The sequence below is a fragment of the Rhodococcus sp. NPDC004095 genome, assembly GCF_053604015.1.
Map to the genome: position 1 here is coordinate 323478 of NZ_JBSGGS010000001.1, position 16795 is coordinate 340272.

Here is a 16795-nt window from a genome sequence, read left to right on the forward strand (position 1 = left end):
GAGAGCAGCTGAGCCACAACACGATGCGGGGCCTGCCGGACGACGATCGTCCGGCGGGCCCCGCACTTCGTGTTCATGCGCTGGGAGGCTCAGGCCCGGGTCGGCACCTCACCGTGCTCGCCGAGGCGCGGCGGCGGTCCGTACTCCGGCTCGAAACCCTCGACCCGGATGGGGCTTCCGATCAGTCTGAAGTCCCCGGCGCTCACCACGACCTCCGGCGTCTCCGCCAGCGCCTCCGGCAGCGTCCGCACCGCCGCCGCCGGAACCCCCAGCGGCCGCAGGCGTTTCTCCCAGCCGAGCGCGGTGTCGGCGGCCAGGGCGGCGGTCACCACGGCCAGCACCTCTTCCCTCCGCTGCGCGCGTTCGGCCATGGTGGGGAATCCGTCGATCCCGGCCTCCGCAGAGAACGACCGCCAGAACCCGTCGTGGGTGACGAACAGGGCCAGGTGACCCTCGGCGGTCGGAAACAGCTGCGCCGGAACATAGTAGGAATGCGCACCGTTGGCCATTCGCTTCGGTGTCGTTCCCTCGTTCAGGTATGCCGAAGCGCGGTAGTTCAGTTGGGACAGCATGACGTCGCGCAGCGACACGTCCACCTGCCCGCCGCGACCGGACACGATCTGCGCGAGCAGGCCGAGTGCGGTGGTGAGACCGGTGGAGTTGTCGGCCGCCGAGTAGCCGGGCAGCGTCGGCGGGCCGTCCGGGTCACCGGTGAGTGCGGCGACGCCGGTCTGCGCCTGGATGACGTAGTCGAATGCCGGGTCGTCGCCGGCGTCGAGTCCGTATCCGGTGAGCGCGACGCAGACGATCTTCTCGTTCCACCGGCGCAGGGACCCGTAGTCGAGCCCGTACTTGCGGATCGCCGACGGCTTGAGGTTGACGATCAGGCCGTGCGACTGCGCGGCGAGTTCGCCGAGCCGGCGTTGTCCCTCGTCGGTGCCGAGGTCGAGGCAGATGCTGCGCTTGCCCCGATTGAGGCTGGCGAAGTAGGCGTCGCTCACCTGCCGGGAGAGATCGCCGGTCGGTGGCTCGATCTTGGTGACCTCGGCGCCGAGGTCGGCGAGCATCATGGTCGCGTACGGCCCGGCCAGGATGTGCCCCACCTCGAGGATCCTGATGCCCGACAGCGGGCCCGCCGTCGTCATCGGAGGTCCTTGACCAACTCCGCCACCACTTCCCGGGTCCGGTACTTGGATGCGACGAGCTCGTCCCGGGTGTCACCGATCGGCAGCAACCGCATCGAGATGTCGGTGGCGCCCGCCTCCGCGTACCGACGGAAGCCGGCCATGATGGCCTCCTCGTCCCCCGCGATGCACAGGTCGCCGACGTCCCGGACATCCCCGTGGTCGAGCAGACGCTGGTAGTTCGGCGAGACCTCGGCCTCCGCGAGGATACGGTTCGCGCGTTCACGGGCGGTGTCGACCTCGGACGGCCGGCACAGGCACACCGGCAGCCCGGCGACGATGCGCGGCGCCGGGCGGCCGACGTCGGCGGCGGCCTTGGTGATCTTGGGCGCGATGTGGTCGGCGATCGCGCGGTCGTCCGCCATCCACAGCACAGTGCCGTCGGCGCGCTCACCGGCGATCTTGAGCATGACCGGCCCAAGGGCCGCGACGAACACCGGCATCGGGGCCACCGGCGGCAGGTCGAGCGGATTGTGCACGGCGAAGGTGCCGTTCTCGACGTCGACGCTGCCCGATCCCGCCAGCGCGGCGTTCAGGACCTCGAGGTAGTCGCGGGTGTACCCCGCCGGCTTCTCGTAGGGCAGGCCGAGCATGTCCTGCACGATCCAATGGTGCGAGGGCCCGACGCCGAGGGACAGCCGGCCACCGATGGCGGCGTGCACGGACAGCGCCTGACGCGCCAGCGCGATCGGGTGCTGCGCCTGCAACGGCACCACCGCGGTTCCGATCTCGATCGTCGAGGTCCGTGCACCCATCAGCGCGACGGCCGTCAACGCGTCGAAATCGTTGGGCACCTGCGGCACCCACACGGTGTCCAACCCCGCGGATTCCGCCCACTCCACGTCGGCCATCATCCGGGCGACCTTGCGCGCGGAGTCCCCCCGCTCCGGCCCGACCATCACACCGATCCGCACGTTACCTCCAGGTTTGACGAGATGAATTGTCTTGCACTGCGCGAAACCACCCTGACCGAATGTGGGATTCGGTCACGTGAACCGACCGAATCCCACATTCGGTCAGGACGGGGACGGGGACCCGGTGAGCTTGCGCACCTCGGTCACCAGCACGTCCAGCGGCGTGCTGGTCGGGAACACCGCGGCCGCACCCGCCTCGAGCAGACGCGGGACGTCGGCCTGCGGGATCGTGCCGCCGACGATCACGTCGATGTCTCCGGCGTCGGCCGCCCGCAACGCGTCGACGACCCGGGTGGTCAGTGCCACGTGCGCACCCGAGAGGATGCTCAGGCCGACGACCGCGACGTCCTCCTGCAGCGCGATCGAGACGATGTCCTCGACCCGCTGGCGGATGCCGGTGTAGATCACCTCGAATCCGGCGTCGCGCAACGCGCGAGCGACGATCTTGGCGCCGCGGTCGTGACCGTCGAGTCCGGGCTTGGCGACGAGAATGCGCGCGGTCATCAGAACACCACCGGCTGCACGAACTCGCCCCACACGGCCTTGAGCGCGGACACCATCTCGCCGACGGTGCAATACGCGTTGGCGCAGTCGATCAGGGAATGCATCAGATTGTCGGTTCCTTCCGCGGCGCGGGACAGGGCGGCGAGGCTGGAGCGGACCGCCTCGGGGTCGCGTTCGGCCTTGACTTTCGCGAGCCGCTTGAGCTGTAGTTCGCGGCCCTCGGCGTCGAGCTCGTACGTTCCGATCTCGGGTGCGGGCTCGTTCGAGGTGAACTTGTTGACACCGACGACCGGGCGCTCGCCGGCCTCGATCTCCTGGTGCAGCTTGTACGCCTCGTCGGCGATCAGGCCCTGCAGGTAGCCGTCCTCGATCGCACGGACCATGCCGCCGTGCTGTTCGAGGTCGGCCATGATCTCGATGATCCTGGCCTCGGTGGCGTCGGTGAGCGCTTCGACGAAGTAGGAGCCGCCGAGCGGGTCGGCGACGCGCGTCACGCCGGTCTCGTACGCGAGGATCTGCTGGGTGCGCAGCGCCAGGGTTGCCGACTCCTCGCTGGGCAGCGCGAACGGCTCGTCCCAGGCGGCGGTGAACATCGACTGCACGCCGCCGAGCACGGAGGCCATCGACTCGTATGCGACACGGACCAGGTTGTTCTGGGCCTGCGGCGCATACAGCGAGGCGCCGCCCGCGACACAGCCGAACCGGAACATCGACGCCTTCTCGGTGGTCGCGCCGTACCGCTCGCGCACGATGGTCGCCCAACGCCGCCGTCCCGCACGATATTTGGCGATCTCCTCGAAGAAGTCGCCGTGCGTGTAGAAGAAGAAGGAGATCTGGGGCGCGAACTCGTCGATCGTCATCCGGCCGCGCTCGACCACGGTGTCGCAGTAGGTGACGCCGTCCGCGAGGGTGAAGGACATCTCCTGCACCGCGTTGGCCCCGGCGTCACGGAAGTGCGCTCCGGCCACGGAGATCGCGTTGAACCGGGGCACCTCGGCCGCACAGAACTCGATGGTGTCCGCGATCAGGCGCAGCGAGGGCTCCGGCGGCCAGATCCAGGTGCCGCGAGAGGCGTATTCCTTGAGGATGTCGTTCTGAATGGTGCCCGTCAGCTTCTCGCGCGGCACGCCCTTGCGTTCGGCGGCGGCGACGTAGAAGGCGAGCAGGATCGCGGCGGTCCCGTTGATGGTGAAGCTGGTGCTGATCTTGTCCAGCGGGATCCCGTCGAACAGCACCTCGGCGTCGGCGAGCGTGTCGACGGCGACCCCGACCCGGCCGACCTCCTCGCTGACCTCGGGGTCGTCGGAGTCGTAGCCGCACTGCGTCGGCAGGTCCAGCGCCACCGACAGCCCGGTACCGCCCTGCTCGAGGAGGTAGCGGTAGCGGCGATTGGACTCCTCGGCGGTGCCGAAGCCGGAGTACTGCCGGAAGGTCCACAGCCGGCCGCGGTAGCCGGACGAGAAGTTGCCGCGAGTGAAGGGGAACTGGCCCGGGGCAGGCGGGTCGACACCGGTGTCGGTCGGCCCGTAGACCGCCTCCAGCGGGATGCCCGACGAGGTCTCAACGTTGTCAGTCACGGCGACAACGATACTTGCAGAAAATGAGAATGCCAATATCATCACCGAGAATAGACTGATCAGACCTTGACGGGAGAACGATGTCCAGCCGAGAGAACACCCTCACCGACCGCACCATGGTCATTTCCGGGGCCAGCCGCGGAATCGGCCTGGCCATCGCGGTGGCCGCGGGCAGGCAGGGCGCGAACGTGGTGCTGCTGGCCAAGACGGCGGAGCCGCACCCGCGGCTGCAGGGCACCGTCCACACCGCGGTCGCCGAGATCGAGGCCGCGGGCGGCAAGGCGGTTGCGGTGGTCGGCGACGTCCGCAACGAGGAGGACGTGGCGCGCACCGCGGCAACCGCCGTGGAACGGTTCGGCGGCATCGACATCTGCGTCAACAACGCCAGCGCGATCGCCCTGGAACCGACCGAGCAGCTCTCGGGCAAGAAGTACGACCTGATGCAGGACATCAACTGCAAGGGCACGTTCCTTCTCACCCAGGCGTGCCTGCCGCACCTGCGCGCATCGTCCAACCCGCACGTGCTCACCATCGCCCCGCCGGTGAACATGAACCCGCGATGGCTCGGCGCGCACCCCGCCTACACGCTGTCCAAGTACGGAATGACCCTGCTGTCGTTGGGTTTTGCCGACGAGTTCGCCGACGCCGGCATCGCCGCGAACTGCCTGTGGCCGCAGACCTACATCGCCACCTCCGCCGTCGCGAACATGGTCGACGGCGAGAACCTGCTCTCCTCGTCGCGGTCCCCGGAGATCATGGCGGACGCCGCGGTCGAGATCGTCTCCCGGCCCGCGCGCACGACGACCGGCAACTGCTACATCGACGCCGACGTGCTCACCGAGTCCGGGGTCGCCGACCTGTCCCGCTACGGCGGCGGCGACCAGCCGCAGCTGGACCTGTTCCTCGACTGACCCGTTCCCCAAGGGGAGGTAGCCGTGTACATCTGCCTGTGCCACGCCATCACGCACCACACGGTCGACGAGGCCGTCGCCCGCGGCGCACGCACCTCGAAGGAGGTCGCGGCCGCATGCGGCGCGGGCTCGGACTGCGGACGGTGCCGCCGCACGGTGCAGGCGATCATCGCCGCGGCGGCGGGCGGAGCCACCGGGCCGGCGGCGGACCGGGGGCGACCATCGCCACCACGCATGCCCGGCGGCATCACGCCCCCGCACGGTGACCCTGCTCGGTGGCGCCCTCCCGAACGGAGGGCGCCACCGAGATCACCCGCCTCGACGGATCACTTGCCCTTGGCGAGGACTCGATCCGCGGCCTCCCAGTGCGCGTCCGCCACCCACAACCGGGCGAACGCCGCGACCGCCTCGGACTCGGAGGCGCCACCGATCACCTGCTTGATCGCGCCGGACGACGGGTTGGCCAGCGACCTCGCCAGCGTGCGCCAACCGTCGGCGAACGACTCGCGCGGAAGCACCCGGTCCACCAGACCGACGCGCTGAGCTTCGTCGGCACCGAGGACGGCCCCGGACCCGGCCAGCATCAGCGCGCGACCGCGACCGACCAGGGCGGCGAGCCTCTCGGCGCCACCCCAGGCGGGCATGATGGCCAGGCTCACCTGGTTGAAGCCGATCTTGATGTCGTCCGCGGCGACCCGGATGTCGGCGGCGACGGCGACCTCGGCACCACCGCCGAGGGCGTGGCCGTTCAGCGCCGCGACCACCGGGGCCGGGAAGTTCGCGATCCGGTCGCAGATCGACCGCATCCGCCACGCCATGTCCGCGGCCTGCTCCTCGGTCCGCAGCCTGCTCAGCTCCTTGAGGTCCCCACCCGACACGAAGGCCCGGTCGCCCCCGCCGGTGACGACCAGGGCCTGCGCGCCCGCCGCCTCGTCGAGCGCCTTGTCCAACTGGTCCATGGTTTCCGGCGCGATGGCGTTGCGGGCGTGCGGACGGTCGATGGTGATGACCGCCAGCCCCTCGTCGAATTCGAGGTCGACCATCTTTCATTCTCCCAACTGATATTGGCATTCTCTCACTACGAGAATAATCTATCCGCAGTTGACGGAACATCGGCCGGACCGACCCCGCCGGCACGATGCCCGGGTGCGGCGCCGACATAGGCATTGGAGCTCGCCACATGCGGAACATCCCCAGCGAACTGGTCACCCGTTACGAGTCGGAGGGGTGGTGGACCAAGGACACGATCGGCGATCTGCTCACCCGCGGCCTGGACGCGGCGCCCGACACCGAGTTCCGCGTCCACTCCGCGGTCCGCCCGTACACCGGCACGTTCCGCGACGTCGAGCTCGTCGCCCGCCGCCTCGCCGCCGGCCTGCGCGAGCGCGGCGTCGGCCCCGGCGACATCGTCGCCTTCCAGCTGCCGAACTGGATGGAGGCGGCGGCGGTGTTCTGGGCGTCGTCCTTCCTCGGCGCGGCGGTGGTACCCATCGTGCACTTCTACGGCCGACGCGAACTCGAGTTCATCCTGGGAGACACGAAGCCGAAGGTCTTCGTCACCACCGAGAATTTCGGCCGCACCGAGGTGCACGAAGACCTCTGCGCGACAGTGCCGATCGTCGGCGTGGTCGGCTCCAACATTTCCCGAGGCTCCGCCCGAGGTGACAACTTCGACGACCTGCTCGCCACCGAGCCGATGCTCGGGCTGCTCCCGGTCGATGCGGCGGAGCCGGCGCTGATCGCGTTCACCTCCGGGACGACCAGCACTCCCAAGGGTGTGGTGCACAGCCACCAGACACTCGGCCACGAGACCCGTCAGCTCTCCGACCTGTACCCGCCGGACCGCGGCCATCAACTCACCGCGGCTCCGGTCGGGCACTTCATCGGCATGGTGAACGCCTTCCTGATCCCAGTGCTCGACGGCACCGCCGTCAATCTCACCGACGTCTGGGACCCGGCACAGGCGCTGGTCCTGATGCGTAGCGACGGACTGACCGTCGGCGGCGGCGCCACCTACTTCGTCACCAGCCTGCTCGACCACCCGGACTTCACCCCCGAGCACCTGCCGTTCATGCGGTACGCCGGCCTCGGCGGGTCGTCGGTGCCCGCGGCCGTGACCACCCGACTGGAGGATCTCGGCATCACGGTGTTCCGCTCCTACGGCAGCACCGAGCACCCGTCGATCACCGGGTCCCGGCACACTGCCCCGACCGACAAGCGGCTGTTCACAGACGGCGACGCGCTGTCCGGGGTGGAGATCCGTCTCGCCGAGGACGGCGAGATCCTCAGTCGCGGACCGGAACTGTGCATGGGGTACACCGATCCGGAGCTGACCGCGAAGGTCTTCGACGAGGACGGCTGGTATCACACCGGCGACATCGGAGTGCTGGACGAGGACGGTTACCTGACGATCACGGATCGCAAGTCCGACATCATTATTCGCGGCGGCGAGAACATCAGCGCGCTCGAGGTCGAGGAGGTGTTGCTCACCGTGCCCGGCGTCGCCGAGGCGGTGGTGGTGGCCGTTCCGGACGCCCGACTCGGAGAACGCGCGGCGGCCGTCGTCCGAATGCGCCCCGGAAGCGAAGCCCCCTCGATGGACGGCCTGCGCACGCACTTCGACCGGGCCGGACTGGCCAAGCAGAAGTGGCCCGAGGAGTTGCACCAGGTAGACGACTTCCCCCGCACCGCAAGCGGCAAGATCCAGAAGTTCGTCGTCCGGCACGATATTGCGACACTCAAGTAGAGAGAATAGTATTCTCATAAATCGAGAAGGAGGATCACATGCCTGCGAGCAAGCTGCCCTACCCGTTGTTCGACGCCGACAACCACCTCTACGAGACCGAGGAGGCCCTGACGAAATACCTCCCGGAGAAGTACAAGAACGCCATCAGGTACGTGCAGGTCGACGGCCGGACGAAGATCGCCATCAACGGGCAGATCAGCGAGTACATCCCGAACCCGACGTTCGAGGTGGTGGCCCGGCCCGGCGCGATGGAGGAGTACTTCAAGAACGGCAATCCCGAGGGCAAGAGCCGGCGGGAGATCTTCGGCGACTCGATGAAGGCCATCCCGGCCTTCCGCGACCCCGCGGCCCGCCTGGAACTCATGGACGAACTCAAGGTCGACCGCACCCTGATGTTCCCAACACTCGCCAGCGTGGTCGAGGAGCGCATGCGTCACGATCCCGAACTGATCCACGCGGTCACCCACGCTCTCAACGAATGGCTGTACGACACCTGGTCCTTCAACTACAAGGACCGGATCTTCACCACCCCTGTGATCAGTCTGCCGATCCTCGACAGGGCGATCGAGGAGCTCGAGTGGGTCGCCGAGCGCGGCGCCCGCGCCGTTCTCATCCGCCCCGCCCCGGTTCCCGGGTTCAAGGGCCCGCGGTCCTTCGCGTTGCCCGAGTTCGACCCGTTCTGGAAGCGCGTCGTCGAACTCGACATCCTGGTCGCGATGCACTCCTCGGACAGCGGTTACGCCCGCTACACCGCCGAATGGGACGGCAGCGACACCGAGATGCTGCCCTTCCAGACCAACACCTTCAGCATGATCAACGAGTGGCGTCCGGTGCAGGACACCGTGGCCTCCTGGGTCTGCCACGGCGCCCTGTTCCGCTTCCCGGACCTCAAGATCGCTGTCATCGAGTCCGGCGCCAGCTGGCTGCCGCCGCTGCTCGACTCGCTCGCCGACACCTTCAAGAAGGCCCCCGAGGGCTTCGGCATGCAGGACCCCGTCGAGGCGATCAAGCGCAGCATCCACGTCAGCCCGTTCTACGAGGAGGGCGTCGCCGACCTGATCGAACTGGTCGGCGTCGACCGTGTGCTGTTCGGATCCGACTACCCGCACCCCGAGGGGCTCGCCCAGCCGACCCACTTCGCGGACATGCTCGACCACCTCCCCGCGGAGGACCAGGCAAAGATCATGGGCGGCAACCTCGCGAGGTTGATGTCCCTATGACCTGGCAGACCATCCCCGAGATGGTCCTGAGCGTCGGCGATCGCTTCGGTTCTGCCGAAGCGATCGTCGACGGGCAGACGCGGATCACCTTCAGCGAACTGACCGACCGGATCCGCCGCGCCGCAGGATCATTCGCCGACGCAGGCATTCGCAAGGGCGACCGGGTCGCCCTGTGGGCACCCAATTCCGCCGAGTGGATCGTCGCCGCCTTCGGCCTGCTCACCGCCGGCGGCGTCCTGGTACCGGTGAACACCCGGTACCGCACGGAGGAGGCCACCGACATCGTGCGGCGCAGCGGCGCGAAACTGGTCCTCACCCAGAAGGGCTTCCTCGGACTCGACCACACCGTCGACGCCGATGTCCCGGTGATCGACCTGAAGTCCGACTTCCTCTCCGCCGGTGAGCACTTCGAGTGCGAGATCGACGGCGATGACATCGCCGACATCATGTACACCTCCGGCACCACCGGCCGCCCCAAGGGCGTGATGATGAACCACCGTCAGACCCTGCGGATGTTCGCCGAGTGGTGCGACCTGGCCGACCTGCGTCAGGGTGACCGGTACCTGGTGGTCAACCCGTTCTTCCACATGTTCGGCTACAAGGCCGGGCTGATCGCCTCGATGATTCGCGGCGCCACCGTCTACCCGGTGCCGGTTCTCGACGTCGACGAGGTGCTGGATCTGGTGGAGCGCGAACGCATCACGATGCTTCCCGGACCTCCGACGCTGTACCAGTCGCTGCTCGCCGCGGATCGCAGTCGTGACCTGTCGTCCCTGCGCGCGGCGGTCACCGGTTCCGCGGACATCCCGGTCGAACTGATCCGGCGGGTCCGCGAGGAGCTGCCGTTCCAGACGATCATGACCGGCTACGGGCTCAGCGAGGGCGGCACCGCCACCGCGTCCCGCCCCGGCGACACGTTCGAACAGATCGCGACGACCGTCGGAACACCCTGTGACGGAATCGAAGTCCACATCGCCGACGACGGCGAAGTGCTGATTCGTGGCTACAACGTCATGCAGGGCTACCTCGACGACCCGGCGGCCACCGCGGAGGCGATCGACGCGGACGGGTGGCTGCACACCGGCGACCTGGGCAGCCTGGACGACGGCGGGCGGCTCCGCATCGTCGGCCGTAAGAAGGACATGTTCATCGTGGGCGGTTTCAACGCCTACCCGGCGGAGATCGAGGGTTTCCTGCTCGAGCACCCGGACGTCGACCAGGTCGCGGTCATCGGCGTCCCGGACGAGCGGCTGGGGCAGGTCGGCAAGGCGTTCGTCGTGCCGAAACGTCCCGTCTCGGCCGATGATCTGATCGCCTGGAGTCGCGAGCGGATGGCCGGCTTCAAGGCACCACGGTTCGTCGAATTCCTCGACGCACTACCGCTGAACGCCACCGGCAAGGTGGTCAAGGACCTGCTGCGCTGAACGGCGCCGGGCGGGCCCGACGCCCGCCCGGCCCACAACCTGAAGGGGGTACACATGACCAACGACGTCGCGATGCTCGCACATGCCCTGAAATGGCGGCACTGGAACGGCGGGGACGACGAGGACATCTTCGTCGAGTTCGGGGTGTCCGCGCAGCAGTACTACCACCGGGTCCGCCGGATGCTCACCGACCCGCGCGGGCACAGCCTCGAGCCGTCCCTCGTCGTCGAACTGATGACGCTGTGCAACAACCGGATCACCCCACCCGCCGCACACGCCAGCTGAGCGGCCTGCCCTTCCGCCCGTCCCTCGGGGCCGTTCCGGGCGGGAACGAACCACAGGAGAATCGATGAGTAAGCGGGTCGCCGGCAAGGTGGCACTGATAACGGGCGCCGCACGCGGACAGGGGCGGGCACACGCAGTCCGACTGGCGGAGGAGGGGGCGGACGTCGTCGTCGTCGACGTCTGCGCGCCGCTTCCGGACAGCGTGCGCTATCCGCCGGCGACCGTCGAGGACCTCGAGGAGACCGTTCGCCTGGTGGAGAAGACCGGGCAGCGAGCGGTTTCGGGAGTGGTCGACGTCCGGAATCTGGACGAACTGCGCTCGATCGTCGACGGCGCCGTCTCGCAGCTGGGACGGTTGGACATCGTCGTGGCCAATGCGGGCATCTGCGTCGCGGCACCCTGGTCCGAGGTCACCCCGCAGATGTACGAGGACGTGGTCGGCACGAACGTCACCGGCGTCTGGAACACCGTGATGGTGGGTGCACCGCATCTCGTCACCGCGGGTGGCGGATCGATCATCCTGGTCAGCTCCGCCGCCGGGCTCAAGGCGCAGCCGTTCATGGTTCCGTACACCACAAGCAAGTGGGCGGTGCGCGGCATGGCGAAGGCCTTCGCTGCGGAACTGGCCCGACACCACATCCGGGTCAACAGCCTGCACCCGACCGGAGTGAACACCCCGATGGTCACCGAGGTCGGGCCGGCGATCGCCCAGGCACTCCCCGACAACGCCCGGCTCGGCCCGATGATGATGAACATGATGCCGGTCGACATCACCGAACCCGAAGACGTCTCCGGCACCGTGCTCTTCCTCGCCTCGGACGACTCGAAGTACATGACCGCCCACGAACTCGCACCGGACGCCGGTGTCACCGAGTTCTGACGCCCGAGGAGAAGACGAACGTGGACAACGACATTCGCGATCGGCAGGAGATCGAGAACCTGCTGTACCGATACGCCCGGGCGGTGGACACAGATGACTGGGAGGGCTACGTCGACGTCTTCACCGAGGACGCCGTCCTCGACTACAGCTCGGCCGGCTACCCGCCGGGTGACCGGCACCAGATGGCGGCCATGTTCGGGTCGACCCTGTCGGTGCTGACGATGAAACAGCACTTCGTGACCAACGTCCAGGTCGAGCTCGACGGCGACCGGGCAAAGGTGACCGCGATGTTCGTCAACCCCATGCAGTTCCCGGGACTCGACGGGCTCAGCGTCTGTGGGGGCAACTACCACCACACCGTGGTGCGGACCCCGGACGGCTGGCGCAGTGAGCGCCTGGTCGAGGAGAACCTCTGGTTCGTCAACCGGCCGCCCCGGCCGGCCGCAACGGCGGGGGCCGCGAGCAGCGCGTGAGCGCGACAGTGGTGATTCCGGGTCCAGGACACAGAACAGGAAGCCGAACTCCGATGACCGATTTTCCCGACTTCGCCTCGCTGCGCGCCGCCGTGGGCACCACGGTGGGCACCAGCGACTGGATCACGATCAATCAGCACCGCATCGACGGTTTCGCCGACGCGACCGACGATCACCAGTGGATCCACGTCGACGCCGATCGCGCCGCCGACGGACCGTACGGCGGCACCATCGCACATGGTTTCCTCACGCTGTCGCTGTTGGCGCCGATCACCCAGCAGGTGATGACGGTCAGCTGCGCGCGCATGGCACTCAACTACGGCCTCGGCAAGGTCCGGTTCATCTCCCCCGTTCCCGTGGGCAGCCGCGTCCGCGGGACCGTCCAGCTGACCTCGGTCGACGATGTCACCGGCGGCATCCAGGTCACCCGCACCGTCACCATCGCCGCCGAGGGCGCCGAGAAGCCTGCCTGCGTCGCGGAGAATTTGGTGCGCTACCTGTCGTGACCCGCACCGCCTGCACCGCCGGCACCGGGTCCTGAATCCACCGCGAGATTCAGGACCCGGTGCCGAGTCGTTCTCAGCGCGTGACTACTTGAGGTTGCTCCCCGCGTCGACGGTGAGGGGAAGGCCCGTGACGTAGCGGGATTCGTCGGAAGCGAGGAACAGCACGGCGTTGCTGATGTCCTCGGGTTCCACCCAGCCGACCGGCAGTACGTGCATGAGCTGTGCGACGACCTTGAGGTCCTCCGGTCCCGGGTTCTCGAGGTCGGGGCGGAACATCTTCATCGCCCCCTCGTTCATGAACATCGGCGTGTTCACGTTCGTGGGGTGAACGGTGTTGACCCGAATCGAGTGCTGTCCCAGTTCGACCGCGAACGTGCGCATCAGTCCGACCACGCCGTGCTTCGCGGCGATGTACGGGCCCATGTTCGGGTAGGCCTTCAGCCCACCGACCGAGCTCGTCAGGACGATCGATCCGCCGTTTCCTGCCGCGATCATCTGAGGGACACCGGCTTTCACCGACTTCCAGACGCCGGAGAGGTTGATGTCGAGCATCTCCTGCCAGTCGAACTCGTCGGTCTGGTCGAGGGTGACGCCACCCGTCCCGATCCCGGCGTTGGCGACGATGATGTCGAGCCGACCCAACTGCTCGACTCCGTTGTCGACGGCCACCTTCAGGGCGTCGAAATCACGTACGTCGACCTCCGCCGCCACGATGCGACGGCCCAGACCCTTGACCAACTCCACGGTTTCGGCCAGATCATCCGGTCCGGACGGTTCGATCTGCGCGTTCTCCCTGATCGGTCCGCAGATGTCGATCGCGATGATGTCCGCGCCCTCCTGCGCCAGCCGCACCGCGTGACTGCGCCCCTGGCCGCGTGCCGCACCCGTGACGAACGCGACCTTGCCTTCAACTCGCCCTGCCATGACTTGCCTCTCTCGTCGTGCTTCGGGCGACTGCCCGATGCGGTGTCTGCCGAATTGCCTCTAACGGGTCGGGGTGAACTCGATGTGGAGTTCGGTGAGTCCGCGCAGCAGGAAGGTGGGCTCGTACGCGTACCGGCGGTCGTCCGCCGGCCCGTGCGCGCTCTCACTGATACCGATGTCGCTCATCCTGTCGAGCAGCCGGTTCAGGGTCACGTGACCTTCCACGCGGGCGAGCGGCGCGCCGGCACACGTGTGCAGCCCCCGCCCGAACGCGACGTGATCGTGTGCGTTCTTCCGGTCGAGCCGGAACTCGTTCGGGTTGTCGAACTTGCGGGGATCGCGGTTGGCGGCAGCGAGACCCAGCATCACGACCGTCCCGGCCGGGATGTCGAGATCGCCGATTCCGGTGGACTTGCGGGCAAGTCGGAAGTCGACCTTCGTCGGACTGTCGAAGCGAAGCGACTCCTCGATGAAAGCTCGGATGAGACTGCGATCCTCACGCAGGATCTGCTGGTACTCCGGCCGCTCACCGAGGACCCGCAGCGCTGAGCTGAGGAGCTTCGTCACCGTTTCCTGTCCGGCCGCGAACAGGAAGGTCGCCGGCCGCACCACCTCGAGGAGCGCGGGAGTCGATCCGTCCGGATACGTGGCCGAGGCCAGGCCGCTGAGGATGTCGCCGCGGGGCTCACGCCTGCGTTCGGCGATGTAGCCGCCGAACCGCTCGTCCAGGTATTCCAGCGGGTTGATCCCGACCGGCTCGTGATCGAGCGCTCCGACGCGGGCACCGGGTCGTGCGTCGGCACCCAGTGCCTGGCGGAACTCCTCGCGGTCCTCCTCGGGGACGCCGAGCAGGTCCGTGATCGCCAGGGTGGCGAACGGTTTCGCGTACTCGCCGAGAAACTCGCAGCGGCCGTTGTCGATGAACTCGTCGAACTGGCGGTCCGCCAGGGTCCACAGGAATTCCTCGTTCTCCTGCAGTCGTTTCGGTGTGAGCATCCGCCCCAGCAGCGATCGGGCCTTCGTGTGGTCGGGGGGATCCATCGTCACGATGTGCTCGAAGATCGGGAACTGGTGGCGGTGGGCTTCGATCTGAGCGGTGATGTCGTCGCCCTCGGGCACGAACGGCAGCGGGGGAAACGGTCCGCCGATCGCGTTGACGGCCGAGAGGGCTTCGGTGTTCTTGAACCCCTCGATCACCTCGTCGTGGCCGGTGACGACAACCACGCCGTGGTGCGGCTCACGGAAGACTGGGTTCCGGCCCCGGAGGTGGTCGAAGTACTCGAAGGGATTCTGCGCGACCTCTCCGTCGGAGAAGTAGTCGACTGATGCGAGATCGGTCATGGGATCACTGGCCTTTCGGGTGAACGAGGTGAGGTGGCAGGTGGGTCCTCGAAGAAGCTGACGGCCTGGCGCGGGCAGGCGCTGACCGCCGACCGCGCCTTGGGCCACAACGCTTCCGGCGGACTCTCGTCGCAAACGGCAACGTCGTCGTCGGCGAGAGTGAAGATCTCGGGTGCGATCTCGACGCACAGTGCATGCGCCTCGCACAGGTCGCGATCGACGTGTAGGCGCTTCGGTGATCCCGTCATCGGGCGCTCCCCAGGGTGAATTCGGTCTCGAGCGGCTGGGCGGACATTCACCCCACGGCCGCCGCTGGAGGTACTGTGAGTAACCGTGTTACCGGGAGCACGGTAACTCTGTTACTCACCGACGGCAAGGAAATTCGCAAAAATGGAGAACTCCGATGTTGTGGATGGGGTGGACCCGACTCGAGACCGACTCCTCGACACTGTCGTCGACCTCCTCGAGAACGAGGGATACGACGCGGTCCAACTGCGTGAGGTCGCACGCCGCGCCCGCACGTCTCTGTCGACCATCTACAAGCGGTACGCAACCCGGGACGAGCTGATCCTCGCCGCGATCGAACGCTGGATGGCGGGGAACCACTCCGGGCTCGTCACCAAGCCGCGCGACCCGAACGAGCCGCTTCACCCGGCGATGATGCGCGTGATCCGGGCCATCTTCGAACCGTGGGAACAGCACCCGGCGATGCTCTTCGCGTACTTCCGTGTGAGTGCCGCGCCCGGCGGCGAGGGCTTCGCCGTGCGTAGCTTCGACGCCGTCGTGCCGGTCGGCATGGCGGTCCTGTCCGACGTGGACCCCGACTTCGTCGCCGACCTGGAATCGATCCTCTCGAGCGTCGTCTACGGCCTGGTGGGGCGCTGCCGCGACGGGTTGATCGAGGTCACCGACATCATGCCGACGATCGACCGCACCGTCTTCTGGCTGACCACCGGCTATCAGGCGTCGCTTCGGGACCCGTCACTGCCTGCGCCGCCTCGACGCGAATGATCACGGCAGCAAGCCTCGCCGCCGCGCCTCGAACACCGCCTCCTGCCGACTGCCCACCTCGAGCTTGGCCATCAGGGTGCGCATGTAGGTCTTCACGGTTTCCACACTGAGGGAAAGCCTCTCGGCGATCTCCGCGTTGCGGCAACCGAGCGCGACGTGCGAGAGCAGGTCGAATTCCCGGGGAGACAACCTGATCGAGTCGTCTGCCGTGACGGGTGTGGTGAGCGATCGGAGCGATGCCTCCACCTCGCGCAGCTGCGCGGCCACCGTCTCGTCGCCGACCCGGTCGGCGAGCTCGTGCAGGGCCAGATAGCTCTCGGTGATCCGTTCCGACTCCGACGTTGTGCGGGAGGCCCGGGGCACCACGTTCGCGAGCAGCGCGACCCGTCGGTCCACCTCGTCACGGATCTCGATCTCACGCGCCAACCGCGACGCGGCCCTGAGCACCGGGTCGGTCATGGCGTCCCCGATCGGCCGCCGGGCCCGCAGCCCGCCGTACAGGGCGGCCCGCGTGACGCCGCGCACGACCACCGGCACCGCCAGCAGCGATTCGATGCCCTCCCCGGCGACCTGCACGTCGTACTCGTGGGTGATGTGGTCGGAGTCGAAGTAGTCCGGAGCGGCCTCGGGCCGCTGTTCGGCGACCGCCCGACCGCCGAGACCGCACCGGAAGTCGATGGTCAACCCGCGCAGGATCGAGCTGCGGGTGCCCGCGAACCCGGACAACAGCATCGCGCCGTCGGCGACGGCGCCACCGAACAGGACCGGGAACGCGCTCGACGTGCTCAGTGCCCGCAGCTCGGCGCGCAGCGCGTCCTCGTCGCTCGGCCGCAGCACCTCGTTCGTTCTCGTCGTCTCAGTCATCGCCTACCCACTTCGTAGGGTAGCGGCCCAC

General features: G+C 67.9%; 18 protein-coding genes and 1 pseudogene. 10 read left to right on the forward strand and 9 right to left on the reverse strand.

The annotated features are described in order from the left end of the window. Positions 1 to 89: 89 nt before the first annotated feature. The 4 genes from ACWEPG_RS01470 to ACWEPG_RS01485 form a co-directional block, all read right to left on the reverse strand. A complete protein-coding gene (locus tag ACWEPG_RS01470; protein ID WP_452593716.1) occupies positions 90 to 1145 on the reverse strand; it encodes a CaiB/BaiF CoA transferase family protein in 1056 nt (351 codons plus the stop codon). Next, the gene (locus ACWEPG_RS01475; RefSeq protein ID WP_450133537.1) at positions 1142 to 2098 is read right to left on the reverse strand and encodes an LLM class F420-dependent oxidoreductase; all 957 of its coding nucleotides are present in this window, start codon (positions 2096 to 2098) and stop codon (positions 1142 to 1144) included. Before ACWEPG_RS01475 ends, ACWEPG_RS01470 begins: the two co-directional genes overlap by 4 nt. Before the next feature lie 102 nt (positions 2099 to 2200). Continuing rightward, on the reverse strand, positions 2201 to 2602 hold the full coding sequence (locus ACWEPG_RS01480; protein ID WP_450111827.1) for a cobalamin B12-binding domain-containing protein: 402 nt from the start codon (positions 2600 to 2602) through the stop codon (positions 2201 to 2203). Beyond that, a complete protein-coding gene (locus ACWEPG_RS01485) occupies positions 2602 to 4179 on the reverse strand; it encodes a methylmalonyl-CoA mutase family protein (RefSeq protein WP_450133538.1) in 1578 nt (525 codons plus the stop codon). The genes ACWEPG_RS01480 and ACWEPG_RS01485 overlap by 1 nt, the downstream gene beginning before the upstream one ends. A gap of 80 nt (positions 4180 to 4259) precedes the next feature. Between ACWEPG_RS01485 and ACWEPG_RS01490 the strand changes: the two genes are divergently transcribed. Further along, a complete protein-coding gene (locus ACWEPG_RS01490) occupies positions 4260 to 5090 on the forward strand; it encodes an SDR family oxidoreductase (protein ID WP_450111826.1) in 831 nt (276 codons plus the stop codon). Positions 5091 to 5114: 24 nt separating this feature from the next. After that, positions 5115 to 5285: pseudogene (locus ACWEPG_RS01495) on the forward strand ((2Fe-2S)-binding protein); the annotation flags it as partial. Positions 5286 to 5416: 131 nt separating this feature from the next. Here the strand turns inward: ACWEPG_RS01495 and ACWEPG_RS01500 are convergent. Further along, on the reverse strand, positions 5417 to 6133 hold the full coding sequence (locus ACWEPG_RS01500; protein WP_452593717.1) for an enoyl-CoA hydratase/isomerase family protein: 717 nt from the start codon (positions 6131 to 6133) through the stop codon (positions 5417 to 5419). Between the two features lie 137 nt (positions 6134 to 6270). Between ACWEPG_RS01500 and ACWEPG_RS01505 the strand changes: the two genes are divergently transcribed. From ACWEPG_RS01505 to ACWEPG_RS01535, 7 genes are all read left to right on the forward strand, one after another. Then, positions 6271 to 7836: an AMP-binding protein gene (locus ACWEPG_RS01505; protein ID WP_452593718.1), complete on the forward strand. Its 1566-nt coding sequence runs from the start codon at positions 6271 to 6273 to the stop codon at positions 7834 to 7836. Between the two features lie 38 nt (positions 7837 to 7874). Further along, complete coding sequence (locus ACWEPG_RS01510; protein ID WP_452593719.1) at positions 7875 to 9056, forward strand: amidohydrolase family protein; 1182 nt, start codon at positions 7875 to 7877, stop codon at positions 9054 to 9056. Beyond that, the gene (locus ACWEPG_RS01515) at positions 9053 to 10480 is read left to right on the forward strand and encodes a FadD3 family acyl-CoA ligase (RefSeq protein WP_452593720.1); all 1428 of its coding nucleotides are present in this window, start codon (positions 9053 to 9055) and stop codon (positions 10478 to 10480) included. Before ACWEPG_RS01510 ends, ACWEPG_RS01515 begins: the two co-directional genes overlap by 4 nt. A 54-nt stretch (positions 10481 to 10534) precedes the next feature. Next, positions 10535 to 10765: a DUF3263 domain-containing protein gene (locus ACWEPG_RS01520; protein WP_450111820.1), complete on the forward strand. Its 231-nt coding sequence runs from the start codon at positions 10535 to 10537 to the stop codon at positions 10763 to 10765. A 64-nt stretch (positions 10766 to 10829) separates the two neighbouring features. Further along, the gene (locus ACWEPG_RS01525; RefSeq protein WP_450111819.1) at positions 10830 to 11645 is read left to right on the forward strand and encodes a mycofactocin-coupled SDR family oxidoreductase; all 816 of its coding nucleotides are present in this window, start codon (positions 10830 to 10832) and stop codon (positions 11643 to 11645) included. A gap of 20 nt (positions 11646 to 11665) precedes the next feature. Continuing rightward, on the forward strand, positions 11666 to 12118 hold the full coding sequence (locus tag ACWEPG_RS01530) for a nuclear transport factor 2 family protein (RefSeq protein WP_452593721.1): 453 nt from the start codon (positions 11666 to 11668) through the stop codon (positions 12116 to 12118). Between the two features lie 53 nt (positions 12119 to 12171). Continuing rightward, positions 12172 to 12624 carry a MaoC family dehydratase gene (locus ACWEPG_RS01535; protein WP_452593722.1) on the forward strand — a complete coding sequence of 151 codons (453 nt, stop codon included), beginning with the start codon at positions 12172 to 12174 and terminating at the stop codon, positions 12622 to 12624. Between the two features lie 84 nt (positions 12625 to 12708). Here the strand turns inward: ACWEPG_RS01535 and ACWEPG_RS01540 are convergent, their stop codons facing one another. The 3 genes from ACWEPG_RS01540 to ACWEPG_RS01550 are packed head-to-tail and all read right to left on the reverse strand — an operon-like array spanning position 12709 to position 15137. Further along, positions 12709 to 13548, reverse strand: coding sequence for a mycofactocin-coupled SDR family oxidoreductase (locus tag ACWEPG_RS01540; protein WP_450111816.1), 840 nt, complete (start codon positions 13546 to 13548; stop codon positions 12709 to 12711). A gap of 60 nt (positions 13549 to 13608) precedes the next feature. Then, entirely contained in the window at positions 13609 to 14889 is a 1281-nt protein-coding gene (locus tag ACWEPG_RS01545; protein WP_450111815.1) for a cytochrome P450, read from the reverse strand. Next, entirely contained in the window at positions 14886 to 15137 is a 252-nt protein-coding gene (locus ACWEPG_RS01550; protein WP_450111814.1) for a ferredoxin, read from the reverse strand. The genes ACWEPG_RS01545 and ACWEPG_RS01550 overlap by 4 nt, the downstream gene beginning before the upstream one ends. A gap of 142 nt (positions 15138 to 15279) precedes the next feature. On the opposite strand from ACWEPG_RS01550, the gene ACWEPG_RS01555 reads away from it, so the two are divergent. Then, positions 15280 to 15900, forward strand: a complete 621-nt coding sequence (locus ACWEPG_RS01555; RefSeq protein WP_450133548.1) for a TetR family transcriptional regulator — start codon at positions 15280 to 15282, stop codon at positions 15898 to 15900. Here the strand turns inward: ACWEPG_RS01555 and ACWEPG_RS01560 are convergent, their stop codons facing one another. Further along, on the reverse strand, positions 15901 to 16764 hold the full coding sequence (locus ACWEPG_RS01560) for a response regulator transcription factor (RefSeq protein WP_452593723.1): 864 nt from the start codon (positions 16762 to 16764) through the stop codon (positions 15901 to 15903). Positions 16765 to 16795 lie beyond the last annotated feature (31 nt).